The sequence below is a fragment of the Neisseria sp. HMSC061H08 genome (assembly GCF_001836795.1).
GTDB classification, from domain to species: Bacteria; Pseudomonadota; Gammaproteobacteria; order Burkholderiales; family Neisseriaceae; genus Neisseria; species Neisseria subflava_A.
In genome coordinates, this window is the sequence record NZ_KV830588.1 from 192,636 (window position 1) to 215,575 (window position 22,940).

The window sequence follows — 22,940 nt, forward strand, 5'->3', positions numbered from 1 at the left end:
GGCCGTCTGAAACCGGTTTTACACCGTTCAGACGGCCTGATCGGCTTCCTTCATCTCATGAAAATCACCAAAATCTTTACCTTCGATTCCTCGCACATGCTCGACGGGCATGACGGCAAATGCCAAAACCTACACGGCCACACCTACAAACTCGAAATCACCGTCTCCTCGCCCGTTATCCAAGGCGGCGCAAAAGACGGCATGGTGATGGACTTTACCGACCTGAAAGCCATCGTCAAACAACACATTACAGACCCGTTCGACCATGCCTTCATCTATCACGGCAACAACGAACGCGAAAGCCAAATCGCCGCACTTTTGGAAGGCTGGAACATGAAAACCCTGCGCCTGCCCTGCCGCACCACAGCCGAAAACATGAGCGTAGAAATGTATGGCCGTCTGAAAAACGCCGGTATCAAAGTGTGCAGCGTGAAATTATGGGAAACGCCGACTTCGTGTGCGGAATATGAAGGGGAATAAACCGTCGCCCTCTATTTTTCAGACTGTCTGTTCCCCCAACACATCCATACGCTAAACATCAAAAGGAATCCTCATGAAACTCCTCTCCACCCTCCTCGTCCTCTTCGTCGCTGTCGAACATTTCTACATCGCCTGGCTCGAAATGACGCAAATCCCAAGCGAAAAAGCGTCAGAGCTGTTCAACATGCCTTACGAATTTATGGAACAAAAACGCGTGCAAACCCTATTTTCCAACCAAGGCCTGTACAACGGCTTCCTCGCCATTGGCTTGGTATGGGCGCGCTTTGCTGCACCCGACAACGCCGTTTACGGCGCGACCATCCTGTTCCTCGGCTTTGTCCTCATCGCCGCCGCATGGGGCGCGTTTTCGTCCGGTAACAAAGGCATTTTGTTCAAACAAGGCTTGCCGGCATTTTTGGCCGCCGCAGCCGTCATTGCCGCTTAAGCACACACCAGCCATTCTTTCCTATTGAACTGACAGAAAGAATGGCTGCCTCAACCGATTTCTCAAAACGCTTCACGACAACAATTCAATCCCGCACACCTAATATTCATGACCATTCACATCACGCCGAACAATCCCCAATACCGCATTGTCGAAATCTTTGAAAGCCTGCAAGGCGAAGGCTGGAATACAGGCATGCCCGCCGTTTTCATCCGCCTGGGCAAATGCAATCTTGCGTGCAGCTGGTGCGATACCGACTACCTCAAATTCGGCATGATGAGCCTGTCCGATATTTTGGGCCGTCTGAAAACCTACACGGCGCGCAACATCATTATTACCGGCGGCGAACCCACCATCCAACCGCATTTGGATACCCTGCTCAACGCACTCAAAGCCGAAGGCTATTTTCTGTGTATCGAAACCAACGGCCTCAACCCCGCGCCGCCGCAAATCGACTACGTTGCTACCAGCCCTAAGGCCTGCTACGCCGCCAAATATCAATCTAGTTGCATCGAGAAAGCTAATGAAGTGCGCATTGTTGCCGACGGCGATGTCATTGCGTTTTGCCAAGAGATGGAACGCAAAATCCTCGCCCAACATTACTACCTCTCGCCTTGCGAGCAAGAAGGTGTGATGAATATCTACGACACCATCCGCCAAATCGGTGTGTTAAACAGCCGACCCGATGCACTCGTACATTGGCAATTGAGCGTACAAACGCATAAATGGGCAGGAATAGAATAATTCGTTTGAAATCAATTAAAAACAAAATCTTTACAAAATATTGAATGTAAATACCATTCGATATCCGACCAAATGAACTGCTGGCAAAGCTCTCAGGCCGTCTGAAAACCCTATTTCAGACGGCCTTTTTTATTACAAACCTCTTGACCGATTACATAAGATTACGTAAAGTGTGCAACAGTTTTCATAAATTGGTAAAACCAATTTACCTGATAACTGGTTGCATCTAAAAAAAATAGCAATCCTTATTCGAAAAACATTAACTACTCAACACATCGCATCAAACCGCCATTGATTGACGGTTATGATGCTTGTTGCCCCGAGGATAATCCCATGGCTCTCTTTCTCAGTATTTTTCCCATCGTGCTGCTGATCTGGCTGATGGTTAAGAAAAACAGTATGCCGTCCTACGTCGCGTTGCCGATTACCGCCGCGCTGATTTATGCCATCAAACTGTTTTATTTCGGCGACGACGCCATGTTGCTCAACGCAACAGCCGCGTCCGGCCTCGTCTCTACCCTGACCCCGATTACCGTAATTTTCGGTGCCATTATGTTTAACCGCATGATGGAAACCACCGGCTGTATCGATGTCATCCGCAAATGGCTGGCCACCATCAGCCCGAATCCGATTGCCCAGTTGATGATCATCGGCTGGTCTTTCGCCTTTATGATTGAAGGCGCATCCGGTTTCGGCACACCTGCCGCCATTGCCGCGCCAATCCTGATGAGCTTGGGCTTCAACCCATTAAAAGTAGCCATCTTCACTTTGGTCATGAACTCCGTACCCGTATCCTTCGGTGCAGTAGGTACCCCGACTTGGTTCGGCTTCGCGCCTTTGGGCTTGGATCAAAAGAGCATTATGGAAATCGGTATGCAAACCGGCGTAATGCACTTCTTTGCTGGTTTCATCATCCCTGTGATCGGCTTGAGCTTCATCGTACCTTGGGCTGAAATCCGCAAAAACTTGGGCTTCATCGGTATCGCCGTATTCTCCTGTACCCTTCCTTACGTTGCATTGGCGATGGTCAATGAAGAATTCCCATCTCTGGTTGCCGGCGCAATCGGCCTGATGGTATCCGTATTCGCCGCAAACCGCGGCTGGGGCTTGAGCAAAGATTACGCCAAAGACCCGAATGCAGAAAAAGTACCTTTCGCACAAGTTGCCAAAGCACTGGCTCCTTTGGGTATGCTGATCGGCATGCTGGTGATAACCCGTATCAAACAGCTGGGCATCAAAGGCCTGCTGACCAGCAAAGAAGAATGGTTCAGCTTCCAACTGCCGTTTGATTTGTCCAAAATCACCGTCAGCGACTCCCTGACCATCACCTTCGGCAACATCTTCGGCCAAGGCGTAAACGCTTCCTACCAAACCCTCTACGTTCCGGCTTGGATTCCGTTTGTCTTCACCGTTTGGATTTGCATCCTGCTGTACAAAACCAAATTCAAAGATGCGTGGTCTTTCTACGCTGCAACCTTCAACCAAACCAAAAAACCTCTGCTTGCCCTGATGGGTGCATTGATTATGGTTCAACTGATGATGGTTGGCGGTGACGACTCCATGGTGAAAATCATCGGTAAAGAATTTGCCAATATGGCTGGCGAACACTGGGTGTACTTCTCCCCATACCTGGGCGCAATCGGTGCATTCTTCTCCGGATCCAACACTGTATCCAACTTGACCTTTGGTCCGATTCAACAACAAATCGCGCTTGATACCGGCCTGTCCGTTACCCTCATCCTCGCCCTGCAATCCGTTGGCGGCGCAATGGGTAACATGGTCTGCATCAACAACATCATCGCCGTATGCAGCGTGTTGAACGTAAACAACGCCGAAGGCGCGATCATCAAGAAAACTGTCATCCCGATGAGCATCTATGGCGTCATCGCCGTGACTATCGCTTCAATTTTCTTCTTGTAAACCGCTTCATATCAAAGGCCGTCTGAATATTCAGACGGCCTTTTTTGTATTCTTTTGCTATATTTCTTAAAGAATCATTAATGTATATATTCCGCAACAATCCGCATAGCCACTTTGCAACACCAAATTACAAACAACTTTCTATTAATAAACAATCGGGTAAGCATAAGTAAACACTGTTTTGCAATTTACCTAATTGTCACTACCACCAAAACGCCTACAATATGCTTCATCTGCAAACGAAAACCCTTTCTCACTTTGCAAGATAACACACAACCCTCATATGGAGCTTAGATCATGAAATTACTTTCTGTTATCACTGCAGCCGCATTGGCTACTGTTTCCTTCTCTGCTGCCGCTGCACCTGCCGGCTTCGTTTCTTACCATTGTGACGGTGGCAAATCACTGAACGTGATGTACGGCTTTGACCGTAGTGGCCGTGCAGTTACTGCTGACGTAAACGCCGGTGGCAAAAAAGCCTCTTTGGTTGTCAACAAAAAACGTTCTGACAGCACTGGCACTACTTTCACCAACCGTCAAGGTTATGCAATGTCTGCCGGTTTCATCGACAAAAACACCCACACTACTTCTGAAGTAGTTGGCGTGAACGCCCCTAACGGCTCATTCCTGGTGAAAAACTGCGAACCACGTCCACGTTAATCCCAGTTTTCCTATTTAACCGAATCATCCCGGTTTAATCAAAGGCCGTCTGAAAAACAATTTTCAGACGGCCTTTTGATTCAAACCTATAAAAAAGAGCGTGTACCGTACACGCTCTTTTTGTTTGTCCCCCGCTTAAATACGCATCGGCATTACGATGTATTTGAAGTTCGGATTATTCGGTACGGTAAACAGCGTTGAACGGTTGGCATCGCCAAAAGCAAGCTGCATATCGTCGGAGTGGATGTTACGCAACACATCCATCAGGTAGCCGATGTTAAAGCCGACTTCGAGTTCGCCACCTTGGTAGGCGATTTCGAGTTCTTCGCGGGCTTCTTCCTGCTCGTTGTTGCTGCACACGACGCTCAAGAGGCCGGGTTGCAGGAACAGGCGCGCGCCGCGGAATTTTTCGTTGGCAAGGATGGCGGCACGTTCAAGCGCGCCCAAAAGTTGGGTACGGGAAACGAGGAAGATTTTGTCGTTATCCAGCGGGATGACGCGGTTGAAGTCGGGGAATTTGCCGTCGATGACTTTGCTGACGATGGTCGTGCCGTTGCATTGGAAGCGTACTTGGTTGTTGAGCAGCTCGACGCTGATGGGTTCGGACGGGTTGTTCAGCAGTTTGAAGAGTTCCAAAACGGTTTTGCGCGGCAGGATGACTTCGGTTTTGGGCAGTTCGGCTTCGATTTGGCTGGCGGCGTAGGCAAGGCGGTGGCCGTCGGTGGCGACGAGGCGCAGTTGGTTGCCTTCAACCTGCATCAGCAAGCCGTTGAGGTAGTAGCGGATGTCTTGTACTGCCATGCTGTATTGGACTTGCGAAAGCATGGTTTTGAAAGTCTCCTGCGACAGGGAAAACGCGGCGCTGATGTCTTCGCCGACGCTCATCAGCGGGAAGTCTTCGGCAGGCAGGGTTTGCAGGGCGAAGCGTGATTTGCCTGCACGCAGGGTCAGACGGTTGTCCGCCCAGTCGAGCGAAACGATGGCGCTGTCGGGCAAGGCGCGCAGGATGTCTTGGAATTTTTTGGCATTGGTGGTGATGCGGAAGTCGCCTGCCTGACTTTCCGGGCCGGCCGTGTTGATTTGGATTTCCAAGTCGGTCGCCAGGAGTTTGGTTTGACCGTCTTTGCTTTCGAGCAGGACGTTGGAGAGGATGGGCAGGGTATGGCGGCGTTCGACGATACCGGTAACGGCTTGCAGCGGCTTGAGCAGACTGTCGCGGTCGGCTTGTAAAATCAGCATGGTCAATTCCTTTTGAATCGGTTATTTCGGGTGTTTTTGAATCGGGTTCGGCGGACGCGATGGTTGATTCGCCGCCGTTAAAATCAATGTGTATTTGCGTTTTCAGACGACCTTTTAAGAGAGGGGTCGTCTGAAAGCCGGTTCTGACTCAGTTTTGAATCAGAATCAGGAGTTTTTCGTAATCTTGCGCCAACTCGGGATCTTCTTCGCGCAGTTTTGCTACGGCTTTCACGCCGTGCATGACGGTCGTGTGGTCGCGTCCGCCGAACGCGTCGCCGATGGACGGCAGGCTGAGGGTGGTCAACTCCTTGGTCAGGCTCATGGCGACTTGACGCGGACGGGCAATGTTGCGCGTGCGCTTTTTACCAAGTATGTCGCTGATTTTAATACGGTAATATTTGGCAGTCGCGTCGATAATGGTGTCGGCAGTAATGATTTTGTGTTTTTCGGCGATGATATCCTGCAAAGCCGTGCGCGCCAAATCCATGTCGATGACGGGGCGGTTCATAAAGCGGCTGCTGGCACTGACGCGGTTGAACGCGCCTTCCAGTTCGCGCACGTTGGAACGAATCAGGTTGGCGACAAACAATGCGGCTTCGTCTTCAATGCTGATGCCTGCCGCTTCTGCCTTTTTCTGCAAAATCGCCACGCGCATTTCCAGCTCGGGCGGCTCGAGTTCCAAAGTCAAACCCCATGAGAAACGTGACTTGAGACGGTCGTCCATGCCTTCGATTTTGGCAGGCAATACGTCACACGTCAGGATGAGCTGTTTTTTCTCGTTGTGGAAATGGTTGTACAGATAGAAGAATTCTTCCATCGTACGGTCTTTGCCTTTGATGAACTGAATATCGTCGATAATCAGCAGATCGTATTGTTTGTATTGTTGCTTGAACACATCGTAAGTGTTGTTGCGCACCGCCTTCATAAAGCTGCGGATATAGTCGTCCGAGTGCATATAGCGCACTTTGGCATCGGGGCGGTTTTTCAGCAATTCGTTGCCGATGGCCTGCACCAAGTGTGTTTTACCCAAACCCGTGCTGCCGTATAAGAAAAACGGGTTGTAGCCCTGCCCCGGATTTTCAGCAATCGCTTGGGCGGCTGCGGCGGCAAGGCGGTTGCCCTTACCTTCCACCAAAGTTTCAAATGTATAGTCACGCGACAGATTGGTTTGCTCGTAGCGCGCTTCTTCCGCATCGTGTTGCGCGTCGGTTTTGGCTTTGGCAACCGCTTTAGACTCAGCCGGAGCGGCAGTTTGCACTTGAGGCTCATGCGGCAGGTTTTTCATGCGCTGCGCCAAAATCTCGGCAGCCGTCTTGGCTGTGGCAGGTTTGGACACCGTTTCAGACGGCCTGTCTTCTTCTACTGCCGCATCAGTTTGCAAAGGCATTTGAACAGGCTCTACACACTCTTCAACTTCAATGACTTCTTGCACTTGCACCGGCGCAACAGCCTGAGCCGCCATTTCATAATGCGTACCTACGCCCGGCTTAAACGCAAATACAGCCTGCTGAGGCACCAATTCGGCACGCACGGCATCAATTTTGGCGGCAAACTGGCTTTTGAGCATATTGCAGGCAAATTGGTTTTTACCATACACCACCCATACGCCATTTTCTTCGCCCACGGTCAAAGGCGCAATCCATTGCGCAAACTGCCCGGCAGGCAACATTTCGTGAAGGCGGCAAAGGCACAGCGGCCAAAATTCAGCTAACGTCATGAGATTAAGCTCGGAAAATGGAAGATTTGGGAAATACAAGAAGGCAGAGCAGACAGGCAATCCGATAAAAATCAAATTTTTACAATACTCCCGCTGCTTTCAGACGGCCTTGCGCACAGAGAAAAGCAAGGTTGGGCGATTATACCCATTCCGCTCTTTTTTATCCACAACCGCCGCAAAATTTTATCCACAAATTCTATTAATGCATAAAACCCGTTGTCACACTTTGGCCAACGAAAAGTTTTTATATTGATTGACAAAAGCGGCAAATTGGAGTGTAATTCACGGTTTAATTATCTACCAATTTTTAGGAAACATCATGAAACGCACTTATCAACCTTCCGTTACCAAACGCAAACGCACCCACGGCTTCTTGGTTCGCTCCAAAACCCGCGGTGGTCGCGCAGTATTGGCTGCCCGTCGCGCCAAAGGCCGCAAACGCCTGGCTGTATAATTTTGAATTACGGCTTCTCGAAGCAGTATCGCTTATTAAAAACGGATGATTTTTCATCCGTTTTTGCGTTGAAAAACCGACGCAGCCGCGATTTGCTGCAAGTCTCCCAGTCCGCAGACAACACGCTCGGCCATCCGCGCCTTGGTTTGGTCGTCAGCAAAAAGACCGCCAAACGCGCCCATGACCGCAATTACATGAAGCGCGTCATCCGCGACTGGTTCAGGCTGAATCAACACCAACTGCCGCCGCATGATTTTGTTGTGCGCGTGCGTCAGGCGTTTAATCGGGAAACCGCCCCTGAAGCCCGAGACCAACTTGCCCAGCTGATGAAAAAACGCCGATGAATACCCTGCTTTCCAAGCTCTTCCTTGCACTCATCCGCTTTTACCAATACTGCATCAGCCCCCTCATTCCGCCGCGCTGCCGCTATACCCCGACCTGTTCACAATACGCAGTCGAAGCCGTCAAAAAATACGGCGCATTCAAAGGCGGATGGCTGGCAATCAAACGCATCGCACGATGCCATCCTTTCGGCGGACACGGCCATGACCCTGTTCCATAATGCTGCTGTCAACCATTTAAAGAACACGATTTCCTTTAATTTCCCGTCGGTTTCTATATAATGCCGTCTGAAGCAGTTTTCATCTCGATTACCTATCCGTCAATTCCAGGAATCTCTTATGGATTTTAAAAGACTAATGGCGTTTTTTGCCATTTCAGTGGCAATTTTTGCCGGCTGGGAACATTTTTTCCCCAGCCCCAAACCTAATCCGGCGCAACAAGCCGCGCAACAGCAAACGGCCACTGCTCCGGCAAAAGCCGCTGCCGAAGCCGCGCTTGCCCCGGCTTCTCCTATTACCGTTACCACAGACACAGTTAAAGCCGTCATCGATGAGAAAAGCGGCGACCTGCGTCAGCTGACCCTCTTGCAATACAAAGCAACCGGCGACGAACACAAACCTTTCGTCCTGTTTAACGACGGCAAGGAATACACCTACGTTGCCCAATCCGAGCTTTTGGACGCACAAGGCAACAACGTTCTGAAAGGCATCAGCTTTACCGCTCTGCAAAAACAATACAGTTTGGAAGGCGACAAAGTTGAAGTCCGCTTGAGCGCACCTGAAACCAACGGCCTGAAAATCAACAAAGTTTATACTTTCACCAAAGGCAGCTACTTGGTTAACGTCCGCTTTGACATTACCAACAGCAACGGCCAACCTATCAACCTGAGCGCAGACTACCGCATCGTCCGCGACCACAGCGAACCCGAAGGCCAAGGCTACTTCACCCGCTCTTACGTCGGCCCGGTGGTTTATACCCCTGAAGGCGGCTTCCAAAAAGTCAGCTTCTCTGATTTGGACGACGATGCCAAATCCGGCAAATCCGAAGCCGAATACATCCGCAAAACGCCGACCGGCTGGCTCGGCATGATTGAACACCATTTCATGTCCACTTGGATTTTGCAGCCTAAAGACGGCCAAAGCGTTTGCACCGCAGGCGACTGCCGTATCGACATCAAACGCCGCAACGACAACTTGTACAGCGCAAGCGTCAGCGTGCCTTTAGCCGCCATCCAAGCCGGTACAAAAGCCGAAACCGCTATCAACCTGTATGCCGGTCCGCAAACCACTTCCGTTATCGCCAACATCGCCGACAAACTGCAACTGGCCAAAGACTATGGCAAAGTACACTGGTTCGCCTCCCCGCTCTTCTGGCTCTTGAACCAACTGCACAACATCATCGGCAACTGGGGCTGGGCAATCATCGTTTTGACCATCATCGTCAAAGCCGTACTGTATCCATTGACCAACGCCTCTTACCGCTCTATGGCAAAAATGCGTGCTGCCGCACCTAAATTGCAAGCCATCAAAGAGAAATACGGCGATGACCGCATGGCGCAACAACAAGCCATGATGCAGCTTTACAAAGACGAGAAAATCAATCCGCTGGGCGGCTGTCTGCCTATGCTGTTGCAAATCCCCGTCTTCATCGGCCTGTACTGGGCATTGTTCGCCTCCGTAGAATTGCGCCAAGCGCCTTGGTTGGGTTGGATTACCGACTTGAGCCGTCCGGATCCTTTCTACATCCTGCCTTTGATTATGGCGGCGACCATGTTTGCACAAACTTATCTGAATCCGCCGTCAACCGACCCTATGCAGGCGAAAATGATGAAAGTCATGCCTTTGATTTTCTCCATCATGTTCTTCTTCTTCCCTGCCGGTTTGGTTCTGTACTGGGTAGTCAACAACCTCTTGACTATCGCCCAACAATGGCACATCAACCGCAGCATCGAAAAACAACGCGCCCAAGGCGAAGTCGTTTCTTGATAAAAGCTTAGGCAACACAAAGGCCGTCTGTTGTTCAGACGGCCTTTTTTATTTCCCCAAACAAATACAGTTTGAAATTGAACCCAATCCAGTTTTAAGCGGCATGCAACACAAAAATCGTCGGGCGTTTTTTCAAATTCGGCATTTCTTTTCTTTTCCGCCACTGCGCAATCGGCTGGCTGATGATTTCCTGTGTCGGCAAAGTTAAGTCCGTAGCCACGCATAATCGCGTTTCAGGATGCAGGTTTTCCACCGCATCAGCCAACAACGCATCGTTGCGATACGGCGTTTCGATAAACAGCTGCGTTTCATTCTGCTGGCGCGAACGTTGTTCCAAAGCCTTCAAACGCTGAATCCGCTCATTTTTTTCAGACGGCAAATAACCCTTAAACGCAAAGTTCTGACCATTCGCGCCCGAAGCCATCAGCGCCAGCAACAAACTGGACGGCCCGACCAAAGGTCGTACTTCAAAACCGTGTTTATGCGCCAACGCCACCAAATTCGCGCCCGGGTCGGCAACAGCCGGGCAACCTGCCTCGCTGACAATACCCATACTGCGCCCTTCTTGCAAAGGTTTCAGCAATTCCGGCAAAGTCTTCAAATCCGTGTGTTCATTCAGCGTTTGCAGATTCAGCTCGCGGATAGGCGTAGTTACGCCCAAATGTTTCAAATGCGCGCGCGCTGTTTTTTCCGCTTCCACGACAAAATCCGTCAGCCCGACAATCGCCTGTTGCTCATGCGGCAACAGGCATGGCGTATCAGGCGCACCCAAAGGGGTAGGAATCAAATACAAAATCGGTTTCATTCTTGCAGCTCCAAAAAATCTCAGGCCGTCTGAACACATTCAGACGGCCTCAAACTATAAAACTTCCACACCTTCGTTTTTCAAAAAATCAATCAGACGGAAAATCGGAAGACCGATCAAAGCATTTGGGTCCGTACTTTCAATACGCTCCAACAAAGCAGCGCCCAAACCCTCGCTCTTCGCCGCACCGGCACAATAAACCGCATCCGGCTCGCGTTCCAAATATCGGCTGATTTGTTCCTGCGACAACTGGCGCATGGTAACCACCGTATGATCGACATGATGCTGAACCTTGCCCGTGGCAGTATTCAAAAGCACGATTGCACTGTAAAATTCAATCCGTTTTCCACTTAAGTTTTCCAGCATCTGTTGTGCATTTGCGACGTTCATCGGTTTGCCCAATTGACGTCCTTCGCACCATGCGACTTGGTCTGCGCCGATAATCAGCGCGGCAGGAAAAGCTGCCGCCAATGAACGGGCTTTGCCTTTAGCCAAACGCAGCGCCGTTTCGCCCGCATGCTCGCCCGCAATAGGCGTTTCGTCAAAATCAGGCGATGCCGTCTGAAAATCGACACCCAAACGGCGAAGCTGTCCGCAACGGAAAACCGAAGTCGACCCTAAAACCAAAGGCAGTTTTACTTCCATATTTTTACTTAAAAACATTGACGTTAGACCGCCGAAATTATATCATACTCCGTTTATGTCATACCCTAATTTGATTGACCCAGAAGTTTTCGCCGCCGAAGGGCAGAATCTGCAAGGCAGCTTCCTGCTCGAAGAATTGGATGAACGAGTAAGTTCGCACGATTATCCGGCCGACAAACAGACGCGCGTGTCGTTTACGCTGCAAGGCGGCCGCGACCGGCTGCAACGTCTGTTTCTCGATTTGAACGTCAAAGCCGACATGCCCCTGATTTGCCAGCGCTGCATTACGCCCATGCCGTTTCTGCTCGATGAAACCAGCCGTATCGTCCTGTTTGCCGATGAAGAGAGTTTGGACGAAGCCATGCTTGCCGATGAAGAATTGGAAGGCATGCTGCTCGAAAAAGAGCTTGACGTGCGGACTCTGGTTGAAGACCAAATCCTGATGTCGCTCCCTTTCTCCCCTCGACACGAAGACTGCGACAACAATGGAACACTGGACGAAGTCAATCGGGACAAACCAAACCCCTTCGCTGTTTTAGCAGGTTTGAAAAGCAGTTAATTAGGACACAGTTTATTTATCTAGGAGCTTGAAATGGCCGTTCAACAAAACAAAAAATCCCCTTCTAAACGCGGTATGCACCGTTCACACGACGCTCTGACTGCGCCTTCTCTGTCTGTCGACAGCGCAACTGGTGAAGTGCATCGTCCACACCACATTTCTCCAAACGGTATGTACCGTGGCCGTAAAGTGGTAAAAGCTAAAGGCGAATAATCCGTTCGTCTGACTGAAAAAGCCAGAATATTGCCATGCAATGACTGGCTTTTTTGCATTGCACCCTGTATTTTCCTCTTCGGAAGCACACCATGAAACGTAAAATCTGGTACACCTACGACGACATCCACCGCGTAATCAAAGGATTGGCGGAAAAAATCCAAAACTCCGGCACCAAATACGATGCCATGATTGCCATTGGCGGCGGCGGTTTCATCCCTGCCCGCATGTTGCGCTGCTTCTTGGAAATCCCGATTTACGCCGTGACCACAGCCTACTACGACAACGATCACGAAGGTCAAGTGACCGAGGAAGTGAAAAAGGTCCAATGGCTCGATCCCGTTCCCGATGTACTGAAAGGCAAAAACGTACTGGTTGTTGACGAAGTAGACGACAGCCGCGTTACCATGGAATTTTGCCTGACCGAATTGCTGAAAGAAGATTTCGGCACCATCGGCGTGGCAGTATTGCATGAAAAAATTAAAGCCAAAGTCGGCAGAATTCCCGAAGGCGTCCCTTATTTCAGCGGCATCACCGTTGAAGACTGGTGGATCAACTATCCTTGGGACGCGCTGGACATCGACGAACACAACAAATTGGCCGCGCAAAACCAATAAATCTGGCACGACCGTCGCAACAAGCCTTTTCATCTGATTTTCAATTCAATCTCCTGAAAATCAGATGAGTGTGCTTGTCCTATTGTCTGAGGCCGTCTGAAACACACAAACCGGAGAACAACATGATTACACTGGCCGTAGATGCCATGGGCGGAGATGCAGGCCTTGCGATTACCGTCCCCGGTGCAGTGGATTTCCTAAAACAACAATCCGACGTACATCTGATTATGGTCGGAGATGAAGCAGCAGTCCGCCAAGCATTAAGCTCGGCAGGCGCACCTATGGACCGCATTACCGTCTGCCATGCAGCGCAAGTCGTCGAAATGGATGAAGCGCCGCAATCCGCGCTGAAAAACAAAAAAGAATCATCCATGCGCATCGCCATCAACCAAGTCAAAGAAGGCAACGCGCAAGCCGCCGTATCGGCAGGCAATACCGGCGCACTGATGGCGACCGCCCGATTCGTCCTCAAAACCATTCCCGGCATTGAGCGTCCTGCCATCGCTAAATTCCTGCCTTCCGACAGCGAACACGTTACCCTGGCTTTGGATTTGGGAGCTAACGTCGACTGTACGCCCGAACAACTGGTTCAATTTGCCATCATCGGCAGCGAGCTGGTACACGCGTTGCACCCAGAAAAAGGCAGCCCGCGCGTCGCCCTTTTGAACGTCGGTACAGAAGACATCAAGGGTACGGATGCCGTCAAACAAACCTTTAAACTGTTGAGCAGCAGCAAACTCAACTTTATCGGCAATATCGAAAGCAACGGCGTTTTATATGGCGAAGCCGATGTCGTTGTCGCAGACGGGTTTGTCGGCAACGTTATGCTCAAAACCATCGAAGGCGCAGTTAAATTCATGAGCGGCGCCATCCGCCGTGAATTCCAAAGCACCCTGTTCAACAAACTTGCCGCCATTGCCGCCCTGCCCGCACTCAAAGGCTTGAAAGGCAAATTGGATCCGCGCAAATTTAACGGCGCCATCCTACTTGGTTTACGCGGTATTGTGATTAAGAGCCACGGTGGAACCGACGAAGTCGGCTTCCGTTATGCTTTGGAAGAGGCCTACCACGAAGCCAAATCTGCCGGCCTCGCTCAAATCGAACAAGGCGTAGCCACCCAGTTGGCCGCTTTGGAAGCCGCCAAAGCAGCAGCCGAACTGGAAGAAACCGCTGCTCTAACAACGGAAGCTTAAGGCTGATATACACAGGCCGTCTGAAACTTCAAAATGTTCAGACGGCCTGTTTTTATCTTTAATCACCGACTTCATTCTTAATATTGGGAATTTTCCCATTTTCGCTTACAATACCCGACTATCTGAATCAACTCTCTAAAAAGGCCGTTCTCATGCAATATGCCAAAATTTCCGGTACAGGCAGCTACCTTCCTGCCAACCGCGTCAGCAATGACGACCTTGCAAAAAAAGTGGACACTTCCGACGAGTGGATTACCACGCGTACAGGTATCAAATTTCGCCATATTGCAGACGACAGCGAAAAAACCAGCGACTTGGCCGCCGAGTCAGCGCGCCGCGCCTTGGCAGATGCCGATTTGCAGGCTGACGATATCGATCTGATTATCGTCGCCACAGCCACTCCCGATATGCAATTCCCTTCTACGGCAACCATCGTGCAGCAAAAATTGGGCATTGCCAACGGCTGCCCTGCCTTTGACGTACAAGCCGTGTGCGCCGGTTTTATGTATGCCCTGACCACTGCCAATGCCTACATCAAAAGCGGCATGGCGAAAAACGCTTTGGTCATCGGCGCGGAAACCTTCAGCCGCATCGTCGATTGGAACGACCGCACCACCTGCGTCCTCTTTGGTGATGGTGCTGGCGCGGTTGTCTTAAGCGCATCTGACGAACCGGGCATCATCCACGGCAAACTCAAAGCCGATGGCAACTACCTCGACCTTTTGAACGTCCCCGGACAAATCGCCAACGGCCAGGTTTGCGGTTCGCCCTACATCAGCATGGACGGCCCCGGCGTATTCAAGTTTGCCGTCAAAATGCTATCCAAAATCGCAGATGACGTTATCGAAGAAGCCGGTTACACCGCTGATCAAATCGATTGGATTGTGCCGCACCAAGCCAACAAGCGCATTATCGACTCTACCGCCAAACACTTGGGTTTGAGCATGGACAAAGTGATCTTGACCGTCCAAGACCACGGCAACACTTCCGCAGCCTCCATTCCGTTGGCACTGGATGTCGGCATTAAAAACGGCCAAATCAAACGCGGACAAAACCTCTTGCTCGAAGGCATCGGCGGCGGTTTTGCCTGGGGTGCGGTTTTAGTGAAATACTAACGATTGGGCCGTCTGAACACCTCTTTCAGACGGCCTATTCTGCTCAAACCCATGAAATCCCTAACGTTTGCACTCTGCATCAGCAGCCTGTTTTTAAGCATAACGGCTGTAATATTGCCCAAACTGGCAATTGCCTATCTCGCGCTAAGTGCATACGTTTTCCTGCTTTACTACCAAGACAAACAGCGCGCACGCAAGCACGGCAGGCGCATACCCGAAGCAAAATTGCACCTGCTCAACCTGCTTGGTGGCTGGCCGGGCGGTTATTGCGGCAGCCTCATATTCCGGCATAAAACCAGCAAACCCGGATTTGTCCGCACCTTCCGGCTGACCACCGCAACCAATACTGTCGCCACCCTCCTTCTGCTGGCAGACACCCTCAAACATTCAAACCAATAAGGAATTACCATGTCTTTCGCATTCTTCTTCCCCGGACAAGGCTCACAAAGCCTAGGCATGATGAACGGCTTTGCCGAGCAAGCCATCGTTAAAGCCACATTTGACGAAGCTTCCGCCGTATTGGGTCAAGACCTGTGGGCAATGATTAACGGCGAAGATGCCGAATTAATCGGACAAACCGTCAACACCCAGCCCATCATGCTGGCTGCCGGTATTGCCACCTACCGCGCCTACTTGGAAGCCGGTGGTAAAATCCCTTCAGTCGTTGCAGGTCACAGTCTCGGCGAATACACTGCCCTCGTCGCTGCCGGCGCATTGAATTTCGCAGACGCGGTCAAACTGGTCCGTCTGCGCGCCGAACTTATGCAATCTGCCGTACCGCAAGGCGTAGGCGCAATGGCCGCTATTTTGGGTTTGGAAGATGAACAAGTAAAAGCCATTTGTGCCGAAGCTGCACAAGGCGAAGTCGTTGAAGCCGTCAACTTCAACTCCCCCGGCCAAGTCGTGATTGCCGGCAATACCGCCGCAGTCGAACGCGCCATGGCCGCCTCCAAAGAAGCCGGAGCCAAACGCGCCCTGCCGCTGCCTGTTTCCGTACCCTCACATTGCAGCCTCATGCAGCCTGCAGCGGAAAAACTTGCCGAAGCACTGAAAGACATCACCATCAAACAACCGCAAATCCGCGTCATCCATAACGCCGATGTTGCCTCTTACGATGATGCCGACAAAATCAAAGATGCCTTGGTACGCCAACTGTACAGCCCGGTGCGCTGGACAGAAACCGTCAACGCGCTTGTTTCCGAAGGTATCACCGAATCCGCCGAATGCGGCCCCGGCAAAGTCCTCGCAGGCCTCGCCAAACGTATCAACAAAGAAGCCGTATGCAGCGCATTGACCAATGCCGATCAAGTGGCTGCATTTATCGAAGCCCACTAAAACGTTTTCAGACGGCCTTATCCTGTCAGGCAAGGCCGTCTGAAAAATCAGCCTACTCCAATCCGAATACATTATGAAAAAAACCATTATTCTTGCCGTTCCCTACATGTATGGACTGGATCAATGTATCGAAAAAAATCTGCGTTTTCTTGGTTTTGATGTCATTAATCTGTGCTATGACGACCGAGATTCCTATTACCCGAACTTGGGCAGCAGACTCAAAAGCCTCTACCACAAACACATCACCAAAGACGGCAACTATAAAAAATACCTCAAATACAGCCGCCACCTCGACAACATTCAACAAAAATTGGCCTTGTTAAACGGCAAAAAAGCCGATTATGCGCTCTGTATCCGCGCCAATATTTACCCAAAAGAAATCATCGCCACCATCCGCGAACACAGCAATGTTTGCGTGAATTATCAATGGGATGGCGTAGGCCGTTTCCCAGACATTATTGAATATTTGGATTATTTTGATCAATGTTGGGTTTTCGATCCCGATGATATTCAAAAATATCCACAATGCCGTTTCAAAGCCACCACCAATTTTTACTTTGACTTTCCCGTGGCGGAATATGCCCCCACCAACAAACTCTACTTTTTGGGCGGCTACGAACTTAGACGCGAAGAACAAACCAAACGCTTTATCCAAGAAACCGAACGCCTCAACCTGCCCTTGGATTTTCATATCTACTGCAAAGACGATAGGGCTGAAAAAGCCTTCGGACACAACGGCATCCGCTATCTCGACCGCAGCAGCATCCTCAGCTTTGAAGAAAACCTCAGCCAAGTGCAAAGTTGCGGCGCAGTCGTCGATTTTGCACAATTCGAACATTACGGCTTATCATTCCGTATCTTTGATGCGTTGCGTTTCGATAAAAAACTGATTACCACCAACAAACATATCTTGGAAACCGACCTATACCACCCAGACCGCGTGTTCGTATGGGACGGCGGTAATTTAGACGCATTGCCTGAGTTTTTGGCACGTCCGTATCAGCAACCTGCCCCTGAAATCAAAGCCTATTATTCGTTTACACAATGGCTAAACCGCCTGCTCGGCATTGATTAACTCTATTGCCTATGGCAAATATACCTGCCTGACAAAATATTATATTGAATACATTATGAGTAAGAAAAAAGTCATTCTCGCCATGCCGGAACTCTTCAAAATCCACGAACTCATTATTGAGAACTTGGAGAAATGCGGATTTGAAGTGCTGTCCCTGACCTATGAAGAAAAAGAGTTCAAATACAAAAATGTATTTCAACGGCTGAAAAAAATCTGGTATCGAAATATTCTTGGACAAAAAGACTTCAAAAAACGGACCATGTTCCGCGCCGTAGAAGAACGCCTCAATTCCCTGTTAAGCGAACATCCCGAACAAGCGGATTATTGCTTCATGATTTGGCTGGGTGCCTATCCGAAAGACTTCATCGCCAAGCTCAGAGCGCATTCAAAATTAATGGTGTATTACAACTGGGAAGCCCTGACCTTCTTAAAAGAAGACTTCGACAACATCGAATTTTTCGACAAATTTTACTTTTTCGATCCGTTTGACCAAGGCAAACATCCCGAATACACCGAAAAACTCTTTCCAACCACCAGCTTCTACTTTGACAGCTTCAGGCCGTCTGAAAACCCGCAAAACAAAATCTTGTTTATCGGTTCGTACGCTGCCGACCGCAACAATGACATCCGTGCATTTTGCGAAGCTGCGCGTTCAATCGGTTTAGAAATAGATTTTCGCTTGGCCAGTAAGAAAATCGAAGAAGAAAAAGCGGCTTTAGGCATTCCCGAAGTCGAATTCTTCTCATTTGAAAACGCCCTCTCCTATCGTCAAAACTTAGAAGAAGCGGCCAAATCCTCTGTATTGGTAGATTTCCTCAACCGCAAGCACTACGGCCTCTCTTTGCGGATTTTCGAAGCGATTGGATTGGACAAAAAACTGATTACGACCAATCCGACCATCGTACATTACGATTTTTATCACCCGAACAATATGTTCTACTGGGACGGAAGCAACCTTGAAGAACTCAAAGCCTTCCTGACCTTGCCGTACGTACCGCTTGCCCCCGGCCTGAAACACAAATACAGCTTCAGCAACTGGATCAGCTGCGCATTTGATATTGAACCGAATATCCCTATCAGATTACCTGAAATCAATAGAGAAGTTGTGGAGAATTTAAATGTTTGATAGAGAAAAATTGGTATTAGAAACTGTTCATATCCGCAAACGAGAATTCATTGAACAGCCGAAACATATTGTTTATGCAGCCGATCAAAACTATATCAAACACATCGGCACTGCGTTACTTTCTGTATTGCAAAACAATACCAGCCCAATACATTTTCATTTGTTAGTTAGTGGTTCAGAAGGTTATGATTTTAATATTTTCGATCAAATTGAAACATCAAATCAAAACTACGCAATAAGCGTTTACCATTTAAATACAGAATACTTTTCTACCCTGCAAACTACTCATTATTTTACTATCGCTATGTATTACCGTATGAGTATCCCTTGCTTATTAAAAGGTATTGCTCATACTGCACTTTATTTAGATACTGATGTACTGTGCTTGGGTAACATTGATGATTTATTTGAAATCGACATTTCAAATTCTTTGATTGCCGCCGTACCTGATGCAATCTTATACAGAGCATATATAAAACAACTCAATCAATTTGGTTTTACAGATACTGAGCCTTATTTCAACTCCGGGGTCATTCTATTCAATATTGACAAATGGAATGATATGGCAATAGATAAAATTTTGTCTGAAAAAATGCAAGCCGTAGAAAAACAAAATTTTAAACTCTCCTGCCCAGATCAAGATATTTTGAATTTAGCCTGTATAGGTCATGTACACTGGCTTTCAGAAAACTTTAACTGGATACATTGGCATCAAAAATACAGTGAATTGATCGATAATCCCAACAATATCCGCTTAGTCCATTTTGTTGGTCATATCAAACCGTGGCATCAATTAGGCTTCCACCCCGCATATGATCAATATTTTAAGAATTCCCCATGGAATAACGGATATCTAGAACAACCTCTATCAACTTGGTTGCCCTTTCCAAATCCTAAAAGGAAATTTAGACAAGCAGCCAAACGACTTTGGAAACAAGGACAAAAAAAGCAAGCATGGGCATACTACAAAGAATATTTATTACGAAGAATCAACAAACGACGGTATCAAGCACCCTCCCTAGGTAAATAAGGCCGTCTGAAACCATTTTTCCAATCGCAATTAAGGAATAAAACATGAGTACACAAGATTTGAGCGGCAAAATCGCTTTGGTAACCGGCGCTTCTCGCGGTATTGGTGCGGCGATTGCCGATACTTTGGCTGCGGCCGGTGCAAAAGTTATCGGTACAGCCACCAGTGAGAGCGGTGCGGCTGCAATCGGCGAACGCTTGGCACAATGGGGCGGCGAAGGCCGTGCATTGAATTCTGCCGAACCTGAAACCATCGAAAACCTGATTGCCGACATCGAAAAAGAATTCGGCAAACTGGATATTCTGGTCAACAACGCCGGCATTACCCGTGACAACCTCCTAATGCGCATGAAAGAGGAAGAGTGGGACGACATCATGCAGGTTAACCTCAAATCTGTGTTCCGTGCCTCCAAAGCCGTATTGCGCGGTATGATGAAACAGCGTGCCGGCCGCATCATTAACATTACATCTGTTGTCGGCGTGATGGGCAATGCCGGGCAAACCAACTATGCAGCGGCAAAAGCAGGCTTAATCGGCTTCTCCAAATCTATGGCGCGTGAAGTCGGCAGCCGCGGCATTACCGTCAACTGCGTTGCCCCGGGCTTTATCGACACCGATATGACCCGCGCCCTGCCGGAAGAAACCCGCAAAACCTTTGAAGCGCAAACTTCTTTGGGCAAATTCGGTGAAGCGCAAGATATTGCCGATGCAGTTTTGTTCTTGGCTTCTGAACAGGCAAAATACATTACCGGTCAGACACTTCATGTCAACGGCGGCATGTTGATGCCTTAAACCGTTTATTTAAAGGCCGTCTGAATATTTCAGACGGCCCTTTTTGTCAATCAAAACACTACTTTACATTCTATCTTGATATAATCTTAATAATCCGTTAGATAACGCTCGAAACAGTAAGTCCAAATAAGCATGATACGGGAAATCAAATCGCAGAAATGAAGTTCATTCTGTGCGTTTTTATTTGGATTTGCTGTCGGTTTTCGACGTGTTTCAGACGGCCTATATAACAATAGCTACTTTTAACGAAAGGCCGCCCACTCTATGCACGAATTCTCCCTCGGTCCCATTGTCATTGTTCTGTTGGTTGCCGTTATTACGGTTATCTGCTGTCGCAAGTTCAACATTCCTTCCATGCTCGGTTATCTTTTGGTCGGTTTTATTGCCGGTCCGGGTATGTTCAAACTGATTCCGCAAAGCTACGCCACCGACTATTTGGGCGAAATCGGCATTGTGTTCTTGATGTTCAGCATCGGTCTCGAATTCTCCCTACCCAAACTCAAAGCCATGCGCCGCCTCGTATTCGGCTTGGGTGGTTTACAAGTCATCATTACCATGCTCTCGATTATGGGCATTTTGATGGCAATGGGCACGCCGTTTAACTGGGCGTTTGCCACTGCGGGCGCACTGACCATGTCGTCCACCGCCATCGTCAGCCGCATTCTGTCGGAGAAAACCGAGCTGGGTCAGCCGCATGGTCAAATGGCCATGGGTGTTTTGCTGATGCAAGATATTGCCGTGGTACCGCTGATGATTCTGATTCCGGCGCTTGCTGGCGGCAGCGAAGGCAACTTGTGGGTAGAGCTGGGCTTGGCCGGTTTGAAAATGTTGCTGACCTTGGGCATTTTGTTTGTTGTCGGCAGCCGAGTGATGTCACGCTGGTTCAGACTGGTTGCCAAACGCAAATCGTCCGAACTCTTTATGATCAACGTTTTGCTGGTTACTTTGGGCGTGGCCTATCTGACAGAGCTTGAAGGCCTGTCTATGGCATTGGGCGCATTCGTCGCCGGTATGTTGCTTTCCGAAACCGAATACCGTATTCAGGTAGAAGACGACATCCGTCCATTCCGCGACATCCTGCTTGGCTTCTTCTTCATTACCGTCGGTATGAAGCTGAATATTCAGGCGCTGATCGGCAACTGGCAGCAAATCCTGATTTTGTTGGCAATCCTGTTGGTCTTGAAAGCACTGGTCGTCTTCATCATCGCTTTGCGCATGAAAAACCCTGTGGGCGACAGCCTCAAGAGTGCGCTTTATTTGGCGCAAGGCGGCGAGTTCGGCTTCGTGATGCTGGCCATTTCCAGCAAAATCAATATGGTTTCGCCCGAATTGGAACAAGCAGCCACCGCAGCCGTCTTGCTCTCCATGATTGCCGCGCCATTCATTTTGGGCAGCAGCGATGCCATCGTCAGCCGCTTCGTTAAATCCGACTGGGACATGAAAGCCTTGGACTTACACTCCATGCTGGTGGAAACCATGAGCAAATCCGAACACGTCCTGATTATCGGTTTCGGACGCGGCGGTCAATCGGTTGCCCGTGTATTAGCGCAAGAAGGCATCCCCTACTTTGCCCTTGACTTGGACATTGCCCGCGTACAAGTGGCACGCAACGCAGGTGAGCCGGTTTCCTTTGGCGATGCCAAACGCCGCGAAGTCTTGGAAGCCGCCGGCTTGGGACGCGCCAAAATGGTGGTCATCACGCTGAACAATATGCATGAAACACAACATGTTCTCGGCAACATCATGTCCATGCATCCGAGCATGCCGGTTTATGTTCGCGCCACCAATGACGATTACGTCAAAACCTTTACCGAAATGGGCGCGGAAGAAACCGTCTCCGATACCAAAGAAACCAGCCTGGTGCTGGCAAGCTATGCCATGTTGGGCCACGGCCTCTCCTACAACCATGTTTATCAAACCATAACCCACATCCGTCACAGCCGCTATGCATCGTTGCAAGACTTGTTTGTCGGCAGTGATGATGACAGCTTCTCCGACGAAGACAGCAAGGCCGTCTGCCGCCACGCTTTCCCATTGCACGGCGAGGCACACGCCATCGGTAAAACCATCCGTGAATTGCCATTGGCAGCGCATTATCTGAAACTATTGTTTATCCGCCGCAATACCGGAAAAATCCAAGAACTTGATCCTGATTTTGTTTTGGAAAACGGCGATATTTTGATTGTCGCAGGCAAGCAGGAAGAAATTATTTCCTTTGAAAACTGGTGCTTGCAGGGAGATATCTAATAATCAGCAAATAAATCTTGCGCGCATCAGGATTTTTTGGTTTAATAGCGTCTTCGCAATTTTGCGCACGGGTGATTAGCTCAGTTGGTAGAGCGTCTGCCTTACAAGCAGAATGTCGGCGGTTCGACTCCGTCATCACCCACCAAGTTTCCTTTTCATTGTCTTTGACAGTGGATGCGCGGTGGTAGCTCAGTTGGTTAGAG

Annotated in this window: 25 protein-coding genes and 1 tRNA gene; 22 read left to right on the plus strand and 4 right to left on the minus strand. The window is 49.4% G+C overall.

The window, feature by feature from the left end:
* Window positions 1-57: 57 nt before the first annotated feature.
* The 5 genes from queD to HMPREF2675_RS09930 all read left to right on the plus strand — a co-directional run bounded on the left by queD (window position 58) and on the right by HMPREF2675_RS09930 (window position 4,249).
* On the plus strand, window positions 58-480 hold the full coding sequence (gene queD, locus HMPREF2675_RS09910) for a 6-carboxytetrahydropterin synthase QueD (protein ID WP_070814958.1): 423 nt from the start codon (window positions 58-60) through the stop codon (window positions 478-480).
* 73 nt (window positions 481-553) lie between these two features.
* Complete coding sequence (locus HMPREF2675_RS09915; protein WP_049359223.1) at window positions 554-925, plus strand: DUF1304 domain-containing protein; 372 nt, start codon at window positions 554-556, stop codon at window positions 923-925.
* 108 nt (window positions 926-1,033) lie between these two features.
* Complete coding sequence (locus HMPREF2675_RS09920) at window positions 1,034-1,669, plus strand: 7-carboxy-7-deazaguanine synthase QueE (RefSeq protein WP_070713886.1); 636 nt, start codon at window positions 1,034-1,036, stop codon at window positions 1,667-1,669.
* A gap of 333 nt (window positions 1,670-2,002) precedes the next feature.
* Window positions 2,003-3,589 carry an L-lactate permease gene (locus HMPREF2675_RS09925; RefSeq protein WP_070460394.1) on the plus strand — a complete coding sequence of 529 codons (1,587 nt, stop codon included), beginning with the start codon at window positions 2,003-2,005 and terminating at the stop codon, window positions 3,587-3,589.
* 297 nt (window positions 3,590-3,886) lie between these two features.
* On the plus strand, window positions 3,887-4,249 hold the full coding sequence (locus HMPREF2675_RS09930) for an ACP-like domain-containing protein (protein WP_070460395.1): 363 nt from the start codon (window positions 3,887-3,889) through the stop codon (window positions 4,247-4,249).
* Window positions 4,250-4,384: 135 nt separating this feature from the next.
* On the opposite strand, the gene dnaN is transcribed toward HMPREF2675_RS09930, so the two are convergent.
* On the minus strand, window positions 4,385-5,488 hold the full coding sequence (dnaN, locus tag HMPREF2675_RS09935) for a DNA polymerase III subunit beta (protein WP_003758101.1): 1,104 nt from the start codon (window positions 5,486-5,488) through the stop codon (window positions 4,385-4,387).
* A 148-nt stretch (window positions 5,489-5,636) separates the two neighbouring features.
* Window positions 5,637-7,205 (minus strand): chromosomal replication initiator protein DnaA, encoded by a 1,569-nt coding sequence (gene dnaA, locus HMPREF2675_RS09940; RefSeq protein ID WP_070814959.1) that lies wholly within the window; start codon window positions 7,203-7,205, stop codon window positions 5,637-5,639.
* Window positions 7,206-7,524: 319 nt separating this feature from the next.
* Here dnaA and rpmH point away from each other — a divergent pair, with 319 nt between their 5' ends.
* From rpmH to yidC, 4 genes are all read left to right on the plus strand, one after another.
* Window positions 7,525-7,659, plus strand: a complete 135-nt coding sequence (gene rpmH / locus HMPREF2675_RS09950; RefSeq protein ID WP_002214728.1) for a 50S ribosomal protein L34 — start codon at window positions 7,525-7,527, stop codon at window positions 7,657-7,659.
* A 2-nt stretch (window positions 7,660-7,661) separates the two neighbouring features.
* Window positions 7,662-8,003: a ribonuclease P protein component gene (gene rnpA, locus HMPREF2675_RS09955; protein WP_070713604.1), complete on the plus strand. Its 342-nt coding sequence runs from the start codon at window positions 7,662-7,664 to the stop codon at window positions 8,001-8,003.
* Entirely contained in the window at window positions 8,000-8,221 is a 222-nt protein-coding gene (gene yidD, locus HMPREF2675_RS09960; protein ID WP_003684591.1) for a membrane protein insertion efficiency factor YidD, read from the plus strand. Before rnpA ends, yidD begins: the two co-directional genes overlap by 4 nt.
* Before the next feature lie 118 nt (window positions 8,222-8,339).
* The gene (gene yidC, locus HMPREF2675_RS09965; RefSeq protein ID WP_070814961.1) at window positions 8,340-9,986 is read left to right on the plus strand and encodes a membrane protein insertase YidC; all 1,647 of its coding nucleotides are present in this window, start codon (window positions 8,340-8,342) and stop codon (window positions 9,984-9,986) included.
* 94 nt (window positions 9,987-10,080) lie between these two features.
* On the opposite strand, the gene HMPREF2675_RS09970 is transcribed toward yidC, so the two are convergent.
* Window positions 10,081-10,791, minus strand: coding sequence for an SAM-dependent methyltransferase (locus HMPREF2675_RS09970; protein WP_070814962.1), 711 nt, complete (start codon window positions 10,789-10,791; stop codon window positions 10,081-10,083).
* 54 nt (window positions 10,792-10,845) lie between these two features.
* A complete protein-coding gene (locus HMPREF2675_RS09975; RefSeq protein ID WP_070815027.1) occupies window positions 10,846-11,436 on the minus strand; it encodes a Maf family protein in 591 nt (196 codons plus the stop codon).
* Window positions 11,437-11,491: 55 nt separating this feature from the next.
* Here HMPREF2675_RS09975 and HMPREF2675_RS09980 point away from each other — a divergent pair, with 55 nt between their 5' ends.
* The 13 genes from HMPREF2675_RS09980 (at window position 11,492) to HMPREF2675_RS10040 (ending at window position 22,882) form a co-directional block, all read left to right on the plus strand.
* Window positions 11,492-11,995 carry a YceD family protein gene (locus HMPREF2675_RS09980; RefSeq protein ID WP_070814963.1) on the plus strand — a complete coding sequence of 168 codons (504 nt, stop codon included), beginning with the start codon at window positions 11,492-11,494 and terminating at the stop codon, window positions 11,993-11,995.
* Between the two features lie 33 nt (window positions 11,996-12,028).
* On the plus strand, window positions 12,029-12,208 hold the full coding sequence (gene rpmF / locus HMPREF2675_RS09985; RefSeq protein ID WP_002240035.1) for a 50S ribosomal protein L32: 180 nt from the start codon (window positions 12,029-12,031) through the stop codon (window positions 12,206-12,208).
* 92 nt (window positions 12,209-12,300) lie between these two features.
* Window positions 12,301-12,825 (plus strand): phosphoribosyltransferase, encoded by a 525-nt coding sequence (locus HMPREF2675_RS09990; protein WP_070814964.1) that lies wholly within the window; start codon window positions 12,301-12,303, stop codon window positions 12,823-12,825.
* 122 nt (window positions 12,826-12,947) lie between these two features.
* Entirely contained in the window at window positions 12,948-14,018 is a 1,071-nt protein-coding gene (plsX, locus tag HMPREF2675_RS09995) for a phosphate acyltransferase PlsX (protein WP_070814965.1), read from the plus strand.
* A gap of 152 nt (window positions 14,019-14,170) precedes the next feature.
* Window positions 14,171-15,133 (plus strand): beta-ketoacyl-ACP synthase III, encoded by a 963-nt coding sequence (locus HMPREF2675_RS10000; RefSeq protein WP_070460415.1) that lies wholly within the window; start codon window positions 14,171-14,173, stop codon window positions 15,131-15,133.
* A 51-nt stretch (window positions 15,134-15,184) separates the two neighbouring features.
* A complete protein-coding gene (locus HMPREF2675_RS10005; RefSeq protein ID WP_070460417.1) occupies window positions 15,185-15,532 on the plus strand; it encodes a DUF1294 domain-containing protein in 348 nt (115 codons plus the stop codon).
* Between the two features lie 9 nt (window positions 15,533-15,541).
* Window positions 15,542-16,468, plus strand: a complete 927-nt coding sequence (gene fabD, locus HMPREF2675_RS10010; protein ID WP_070814966.1) for an ACP S-malonyltransferase — start codon at window positions 15,542-15,544, stop codon at window positions 16,466-16,468.
* A 73-nt stretch (window positions 16,469-16,541) separates the two neighbouring features.
* On the plus strand, window positions 16,542-17,543 hold the full coding sequence (locus HMPREF2675_RS10015; RefSeq protein ID WP_070814967.1) for a WaaS/CpsH family glycosyltransferase: 1,002 nt from the start codon (window positions 16,542-16,544) through the stop codon (window positions 17,541-17,543).
* 55 nt (window positions 17,544-17,598) lie between these two features.
* Entirely contained in the window at window positions 17,599-18,669 is a 1,071-nt protein-coding gene (locus HMPREF2675_RS10020; protein ID WP_070460634.1) for a WaaS/CpsH family glycosyltransferase, read from the plus strand.
* On the plus strand, window positions 18,662-19,699 hold the full coding sequence (locus tag HMPREF2675_RS10025; protein ID WP_070460423.1) for a glycosyltransferase family 8 protein: 1,038 nt from the start codon (window positions 18,662-18,664) through the stop codon (window positions 19,697-19,699). Before HMPREF2675_RS10020 ends, HMPREF2675_RS10025 begins: the two co-directional genes overlap by 8 nt.
* Before the next feature lie 44 nt (window positions 19,700-19,743).
* Window positions 19,744-20,490 carry a 3-oxoacyl-ACP reductase FabG gene (gene fabG, locus HMPREF2675_RS10030; protein WP_070460425.1) on the plus strand — a complete coding sequence of 249 codons (747 nt, stop codon included), beginning with the start codon at window positions 19,744-19,746 and terminating at the stop codon, window positions 20,488-20,490.
* A 264-nt stretch (window positions 20,491-20,754) separates the two neighbouring features.
* On the plus strand, window positions 20,755-22,737 hold the full coding sequence (locus HMPREF2675_RS10035; RefSeq protein ID WP_070814968.1) for a monovalent cation:proton antiporter family protein: 1,983 nt from the start codon (window positions 20,755-20,757) through the stop codon (window positions 22,735-22,737).
* 69 nt (window positions 22,738-22,806) lie between these two features.
* Window positions 22,807-22,882: transfer RNA gene (locus HMPREF2675_RS10040), tRNA-Val, on the plus strand.
* The last annotated feature ends 58 nt before the right edge of the window (window positions 22,883-22,940 follow it).

Bases quoted from the DNA above. Each gene is read 5' to 3' on its own strand.
- HMPREF2675_RS10020 (WP_070460634.1), top strand. From the start codon at position 17,599: ATGAGTAAGAAAAAAGTCATTCTCGCCATGCCGGAACTCTTCAAAATC.
- rpmH (WP_002214728.1), top strand. From the start codon at position 7,525: ATGAAACGCACTTATCAACCTTCCGTTACCAAACGCAAACGCACCCAC.
- HMPREF2675_RS09980 (WP_070814963.1), top strand. From the start codon at position 11,492: ATGTCATACCCTAATTTGATTGACCCAGAAGTTTTCGCCGCCGAAGGG.
- rpmF (WP_002240035.1), top strand. From the start codon at position 12,029: ATGGCCGTTCAACAAAACAAAAAATCCCCTTCTAAACGCGGTATGCAC.
- HMPREF2675_RS09925 (WP_070460394.1), top strand. From the start codon at position 2,003: ATGGCTCTCTTTCTCAGTATTTTTCCCATCGTGCTGCTGATCTGGCTG.
- HMPREF2675_RS10000 (WP_070460415.1), top strand. From the start codon at position 14,171: ATGCAATATGCCAAAATTTCCGGTACAGGCAGCTACCTTCCTGCCAAC.
- HMPREF2675_RS09970 (WP_070814962.1), bottom strand. From the start codon at position 10,791: ATGAAACCGATTTTGTATTTGATTCCTACCCCTTTGGGTGCGCCTGAT.
- fabD (WP_070814966.1), top strand. From the start codon at position 15,542: ATGTCTTTCGCATTCTTCTTCCCCGGACAAGGCTCACAAAGCCTAGGC.
- dnaN (WP_003758101.1), bottom strand. From the start codon at position 5,488: ATGCTGATTTTACAAGCCGACCGCGACAGTCTGCTCAAGCCGCTGCAA.
- dnaA (WP_070814959.1), bottom strand. From the start codon at position 7,205: ATGACGTTAGCTGAATTTTGGCCGCTGTGCCTTTGCCGCCTTCACGAA.
- HMPREF2675_RS09930 (WP_070460395.1), top strand. From the start codon at position 3,887: ATGAAATTACTTTCTGTTATCACTGCAGCCGCATTGGCTACTGTTTCC.
- HMPREF2675_RS09975 (WP_070815027.1), bottom strand. From the start codon at position 11,436: ATGGAAGTAAAACTGCCTTTGGTTTTAGGGTCGACTTCGGTTTTCCGT.
- HMPREF2675_RS10035 (WP_070814968.1), top strand. From the start codon at position 20,755: ATGCACGAATTCTCCCTCGGTCCCATTGTCATTGTTCTGTTGGTTGCC.
- yidC (WP_070814961.1), top strand. From the start codon at position 8,340: ATGGATTTTAAAAGACTAATGGCGTTTTTTGCCATTTCAGTGGCAATT.
- yidD (WP_003684591.1), top strand. From the start codon at position 8,000: ATGAATACCCTGCTTTCCAAGCTCTTCCTTGCACTCATCCGCTTTTAC.
- HMPREF2675_RS10005 (WP_070460417.1), top strand. From the start codon at position 15,185: ATGAAATCCCTAACGTTTGCACTCTGCATCAGCAGCCTGTTTTTAAGC.
- HMPREF2675_RS09920 (WP_070713886.1), top strand. From the start codon at position 1,034: ATGACCATTCACATCACGCCGAACAATCCCCAATACCGCATTGTCGAA.
- HMPREF2675_RS09990 (WP_070814964.1), top strand. From the start codon at position 12,301: ATGAAACGTAAAATCTGGTACACCTACGACGACATCCACCGCGTAATC.
- queD (WP_070814958.1), top strand. From the start codon at position 58: ATGAAAATCACCAAAATCTTTACCTTCGATTCCTCGCACATGCTCGAC.
- plsX (WP_070814965.1), top strand. From the start codon at position 12,948: ATGATTACACTGGCCGTAGATGCCATGGGCGGAGATGCAGGCCTTGCG.
- HMPREF2675_RS10025 (WP_070460423.1), top strand. From the start codon at position 18,662: ATGTTTGATAGAGAAAAATTGGTATTAGAAACTGTTCATATCCGCAAA.
- fabG (WP_070460425.1), top strand. From the start codon at position 19,744: ATGAGTACACAAGATTTGAGCGGCAAAATCGCTTTGGTAACCGGCGCT.
- HMPREF2675_RS10015 (WP_070814967.1), top strand. From the start codon at position 16,542: ATGAAAAAAACCATTATTCTTGCCGTTCCCTACATGTATGGACTGGAT.
- HMPREF2675_RS09915 (WP_049359223.1), top strand. From the start codon at position 554: ATGAAACTCCTCTCCACCCTCCTCGTCCTCTTCGTCGCTGTCGAACAT.